The sequence below is a fragment of the Maritalea sp. genome (assembly GCF_051251695.1).
Lineage (GTDB): Bacteria > Pseudomonadota > Alphaproteobacteria > Rhizobiales > Devosiaceae > Maritalea.
On sequence record NZ_JBPOEU010000061.1, the window covers coordinates 1 to 5,319 of the forward strand.

The window sequence follows — 5,319 nt, forward strand, 5'->3', positions numbered from 1 at the left end:
GGGGAACGCACACGCACCACGCTGGAGACGCAGTGCACCGAGGCGCAGGCGGCCGAACAACAGGCCCGAGACGCTGCCACAGAGCTCGAGGCGCAACGCGTCTCGCTGGAGTCTCGGCTGGCGGATGCCCAACGGATCATCGAGGCCCTGATCGACCGGATCGGCGAGCCGCCTGAGCGCTCTGACGCCCCTTGAATGAACCTCGCCAGAGACGAGAGCCCCAAGAGCGACCTAATCGGACATCGAGAGGGTCGAGAAGCGGCCTCTCTGCCCGCCTGAGCGATTTTCTGCCCTCTTACGCAACTTCCGTATTGCTCGCGGAAAAAAGCGGCTCAAAAAGCCGGAGAGGCCCGTTCAACGACGTCTGAACACCGCGCATCCCATCAAGGTGGGACAGGAGGGGTCGATAAGCTATATACTGAATGTATATAGCATTGTCATCAGGAGCCACTATGCCCACCGGATCTGTCTTCGTGAATAACCGAACCCAGGCTGTACGCCTGCCCGCTGAAACCCGCTTTCCGGACGAGGTGAAGCAGGTGCGTGTCCGGGTGGTCGGCCAGGACCGGGTGCTCTCCCCGATCACGCAGTCCTGGGACAGCTTCTTTCACGCGGAGGAAGGGGTCTCTGAAGATTTCATGACCGAACGAGCCTCGCAAGAGCAAGCCGAGCGTGAGTCGTTCTGATGTTGAAGTACCTGCTGGACACCAACATCGCGATCTACGTGATCAAGCGCCGACCGCCTGAAGCGTTGGAGCATTTCAACCGCCATGCCGGACAGTTGGCCATGAGCGTGGTGAGCCAGGCGGAGCTGATCCATGGGGTGGAGAAGAGCGAGCGCCCTGAGCAGAACCTGCGGGTCGTGGAAGACTTCTGTTCACGCCTGACGCTGCTGGACTACGGCCAGAAGGCGGCAGCGCACTACGGGGACATTCGGGCGAACCTGGAGCGCAAGGGGACCCCGATCGGGGTCAATGATCTGCACATCGCCGGACACGCTCGTAGTGAAGGACTCACGCTGGTGACGAACAACCTGAAGGAATTCGAGCGTGTCGAAGGTCTGCGGTTGGAGAACTGGGTATCTCCACCGTGAACTGACAAGCTCCAATTTCTTCCTGTGGTGCCCTCTGTAAGACCCTTTGATGCAAATAAAAAAGAAACAGCAACCCAAAACGTTTGTTGTTTTTATCTTTTAATAAACAATAACTTTTAATACTTTGTCGTTTTACGAAACACTGTATTTTACTTATAAATCAATAAGATAGAGTTGCCGCAAGAAGTTAAAGGTGTCCGTCTATGGGTAGTTAAGTGTCCGTTTATGGGGAAACCTGAATGTAAAGGTGTCTGTTTATGGGTAGTTAGGTGTCCGTTTATGGGGAATAAGGTGTCCGTTTATGGGGAAATCTAGAAAAACCGTAGCTAACTGATTGCAAAGCCATTAATTTTTAAAGGTGTCCGTTTATGGGGAAAGTAAGATTTCGTGTTCTTTAGGTGTCTAGATATCTATTGACTGTTGGACACTTTTTCATATACTGAGCACCAATCGACTTAATCTCTAAGCTCGGACTTATGTGAACCCCTCTCGACGTGGCTAAAAAAAAGGAACTTAAAAAGCATTCGTCAGCGATCCATACCAACGGCAAGCTTTCACTTCTCGAAAGGAAGCTCTCGAATGTTCTGCTCTACAACGCGTACGATGATCTACTGACTCAACGAGTCCATAGCATCAACATCTATGCGCTTGCCGAAGTATCAGGCTTCAATAGCCATAACGTTGAGGTGCTGAAAGACGCTATCCGCAACCTTGCCAGCGTCAAGATTGAATGGGATATCCGAAACGAAGACGGATCAACGAAGTGGGGTATCTCAACACTTCTTTCGAGTGTTGAGATAGAAAAAGGGGTGTGCTCTTACGAATATTCTCGAGCGTTGTCGGAAAAATTCGCCAGCCCGGAACTCTACGGAATCATCAACCTTGAGATACAAAAGACCTTTACCTCAAGCTACACGCTCACAATCTACGAGATCTGTTCCAGGTACAAAGGAATTCTGAGGAATAGAGAGACTGCATACACTCCGTGGTACAGCCTCGAAGAATTCAAGAAGTTTTTGGGAATTGAAGACTCCGAGTACTACAGCATCTTCAAAGAGCTCAACCGAAAGATCATCAAGCCTTCTGTGAGTGAAATCAGCGGTTCTCTGAAGAAGTACATTGGAACCGATATCGTCATCGTGCCGGAATTCAAGCGAATTGGAAGAACGGTTGCGGATATACGCTTCAAAATTACGTCAAACAAGCAGATCCCCTTGGCTTTGGAAAATAGAGAATACGAAGCTATTCGCAAGACAGAGCACTATTCACAGCTCGTAGAGTTCGGAATGAGTGATAAGGGAGCTATTCATGTCATCAAAACGACAGAACCAGAACAACTCACTCGAAACATTGAAGCAACTCAGCAAGCCGTACAAGCGGGTTCTATCGCTTCTTCCGTCACAGGCTTTCTTTCTCAGGCCATAAAAGATGACTACAAGCCGAAGGTAACCAAGACGGAAAAACAAAAGGAAGAAGAAAAGCGAAAGAAGCAACTTGCCCTAGAACAAAAGGCAAAAGAAGCCCAGCAAGCTGAGCTGGAAAAACAGCGAAAAGCTACTTCAAAACTCATTCGGAGCGAGTACATCCAAGCGTTAAGCGAAGATGTACAGGCCAATCTGTTGGAAAAGCTGAAAGAAGACAAGCCACAAGCGATAAAGAAGCTTATCAAGTCTCTTGAAAGTCCACAGATAGCGAGTGAGCTAGACGCGATGATTCCTGGGTTTGAAGAAGAGCTTGATTCTAGGCTAGAAGCCTAGCCCCCTCCTCTACGGCGACCTGCTTTTATCGTTTTCGCGCAAATTCATCGCTTTCGATACATTCGTGTGTATCAAAAGTGTGGGTACCAATCCAATCATCGGCGCTTAAAGTTTATCTGCATATCGAAACACACATAATTTTCATTAGTTTGGTGTGTAACGAAAGTATGTTAACCAACAAAACTATAGAAACATTTGATATCTACGAAAGATTGACTACACTACTGTGTATTGAATGTATCAATACATTTGTTTGTTTTGATACTTTCGTGTAAACAGAAACTATTGAAATTACCGTAAATGAAAATCGCCGTATATTCAGCCAAGGGCGGGGTAGGGAAGACACCTATCTCTACCAACATTGCCCTCGATAGGGATTACGCCATTGGAACCAATGAGCGTTTTCATACCTATGAGTCAATGCAGGGCATCAATGAGGACGAAAGGTGGTTAGCCGTCGCAATGGAAGAGGAGTTTCCGGACTTCTCTGAAATGGAAGATGACATTGATATCGTGTTTGACCTAGCTGGTTCGATATCAGCTCAGTCCCACTCGATATCCTCAGCTATCAGGCAGGCAGACTTTGTCATTGTTCCAATAGAGAATGAATTCAAGTCCATCACGAGTGGGGTAAACACACTTCTTGAAGTGCTCGCTTTTGACAAGCCAATACTCGTGGTAGCAACAAAGCTTGAAAAAGGCAAGAAGGAGGTTTTCACTGATTGGATGGATTCGGCCGACTTTTTGAACGTTGCTGAAATTGTTCATGCAAGAGCAGGGAAGGACATCCAGGTGCTGCCTCTGAAAAAATCAAAAGTCTTCGACACGATCTTCGACAAAGAGAAGTCGATTCAGCAACTTTGCGAATCCGACGCTTTGGCAAAGTACACCTACAAAGAAGTTGCAAGACAATTTGAAGCGATATATTCCTTTATAGATTCAATCTAAGATTATGAACGAAACCGTAAAGAAGAAGAATTCCCTCTCAGCGATAAAAACGCAAGCGCCAACAATGCTTCGCCCCACTGTAGAGGGAAAAGCAAGGTCCGAGGAAGAGAAGCCAAAAAGGACAAGGGAGTACAAGCAGAAAGGCAGGACCGGAAGGCCGCCAAAGAAAGCGGGAGAAAAAGAAAACAACAGGATAGCGGTGTGTTTCAACGACGCTGAGCTGGCGAAGATCAAAGAGCTCGCGGGACTCGTCCCGCTCGGAACATTTCTAAAGCATCACCTCAAAGAAACGAAACTCATAGATTGATTTCGTGTGTATTGAATGTTTCGTGTGTTTCGAAATACTTCATTGAATAGAGGCGCTTACAAAGAACGACCGCAGGACAGATTCAGTTATTTAGAAGAACATCACCCTGGAGGATCCAAAAGCCCCTCTTTTTTCGGTCGTTGCGCGTAGTTGCACAAACGAACGTTTGTGCAACTCACGAGGAATCAAAGCCTCTAGGTAGATCGCGCTCTGATAGAAGCCTGGTGGGTAGGGTTTCGCGTCAACAGCGAGTATCTCAAAATACACTTGTGCGACACCTGAGTTGCAAGAAGTTGAGGAGATCGAAACGGAACAACAACTCCGCCAGATCGAGGCGTATTTGAGCCGATTTGGCTAGGTACCACGCCACATCTGGAAACTCGGCACGAACGCGGCGCTACGCATTTCGGATCTTCTCTGGCTGTTTCAATCCGAGGCGAGCAACCGGAACAGGCGGCAAGTACCCCAAGCCAATGATCTATTTTCCAGTTTTTGAACAGCTGGAGCAGAGCATTCCGCCAAGGACACACTCCACACAAGATCCACAGCTATGCACTGCATGTGACGAGACCAATCGTAATGCGCGATATAAGGAGATCTCGACGACTTCCAAAAAATAGTACTGCAGTACTATTGACTTTTAGAATTTAACGAGTATATTGAGACCACAAACAAACGACATAGTACAGCAGTACTAGGATTCATATGAGCAAAACACGACATATTGAGCACCGTATGAGTGAGCGTGGAACAAATGATCAACTACTCCAAGTCACCCAACAATTCGCCAAAACCGTAGTTCGTGGGGACGTCGAAAGAAAGGTTCTAAACTGCAAAAATATTGACCAGTTCATTGATGAGTTGGACGCAATGTGTAGAAACCCAGCCCAAGGACGGGATATAGGGGGAGTTGTGCTAGTCAGCTCTCTTGATGACATCAAAATCACTACATACCGGCTAGACAGCTTTAAGCGGGGTCACGCTGCGTGAGCGAACTAATCAGTCAATCCCCACTTTCATCATTATCGACAGCCGCAGCACATGCGCATGCAGATGCCTTTAAAGACGGTGACGACGATTTACAGATTTTATCTCAATGGTGTGTTGTAGCTCGAGTAGCACGATCCTGTCCCGAACTTAGATTTCTTATCGAAGCAAAATCCGACAATATTTTTGCCGAAGAGGGTGAATCAAGCCTGAGAGAAATTCTAGAG

The 5,319-nt window shown here is 47.5% G+C and carries 7 protein-coding genes; all 7 read left to right on the forward strand.

Translation table 11 applies throughout. From position 1 onward, the window contains the following. Nucleotides 1-195, forward strand: a 195-nt coding sequence (locus ACSHWX_RS17690; protein WP_435669534.1) for a hypothetical protein, incomplete at its 5' end; no start/stop codon positions are given. Nucleotides 196-452: 257 nt separating this feature from the next. Next, complete coding sequence (vapB, locus tag ACSHWX_RS17695; RefSeq protein ID WP_435669535.1) at nt 453-686, forward strand: type II toxin-antitoxin system VapB family antitoxin; 234 nt, start codon at nt 453-455, stop codon at nt 684-686. After that, entirely contained in the window at nt 686-1,093 is a 408-nt protein-coding gene (vapC, locus tag ACSHWX_RS17700; protein ID WP_435669536.1) for a type II toxin-antitoxin system tRNA(fMet)-specific endonuclease VapC, read from the forward strand. The genes vapB and vapC overlap by 1 nt, the downstream gene beginning before the upstream one ends. 494 nt (nt 1,094-1,587) lie before the next feature. Further along, the gene (locus ACSHWX_RS17705) at nt 1,588-2,850 is read left to right on the forward strand and encodes a replication initiation protein (RefSeq protein ID WP_435669537.1); all 1,263 of its coding nucleotides are present in this window, start codon (nt 1,588-1,590) and stop codon (nt 2,848-2,850) included. A 300-nt stretch (nt 2,851-3,150) separates the two neighbouring features. Further along, nucleotides 3,151-3,798, forward strand: a complete 648-nt coding sequence (locus tag ACSHWX_RS17710) for a hypothetical protein (RefSeq protein WP_435669538.1) — start codon at nt 3,151-3,153, stop codon at nt 3,796-3,798. Between the two features lie 4 nt (nt 3,799-3,802). Then, entirely contained in the window at nt 3,803-4,105 is a 303-nt protein-coding gene (locus tag ACSHWX_RS17715) for a hypothetical protein (RefSeq protein ID WP_435669539.1), read from the forward strand. Between the two features lie 986 nt (nt 4,106-5,091). After that, nucleotides 5,092-5,319: hypothetical protein (locus tag ACSHWX_RS17720; protein ID WP_435669540.1), on the forward strand; the 228-nt coding region annotated here is incomplete at its 3' end.

What these genes read in the sequence shown, in the direction of transcription:
- ACSHWX_RS17710 (WP_435669538.1), top strand. Translation starts at nt 3,151, where the DNA reads ATGAAAATCGCCGTATATTCAGCCAAGGGCGGGGTAGGGAAGACACCT.
- vapC (WP_435669536.1), top strand. Translation starts at nt 686, where the DNA reads ATGTTGAAGTACCTGCTGGACACCAACATCGCGATCTACGTGATCAAG.
- vapB (WP_435669535.1), top strand. Translation starts at nt 453, where the DNA reads ATGCCCACCGGATCTGTCTTCGTGAATAACCGAACCCAGGCTGTACGC.
- ACSHWX_RS17715 (WP_435669539.1), top strand. Translation starts at nt 3,803, where the DNA reads ATGAACGAAACCGTAAAGAAGAAGAATTCCCTCTCAGCGATAAAAACG.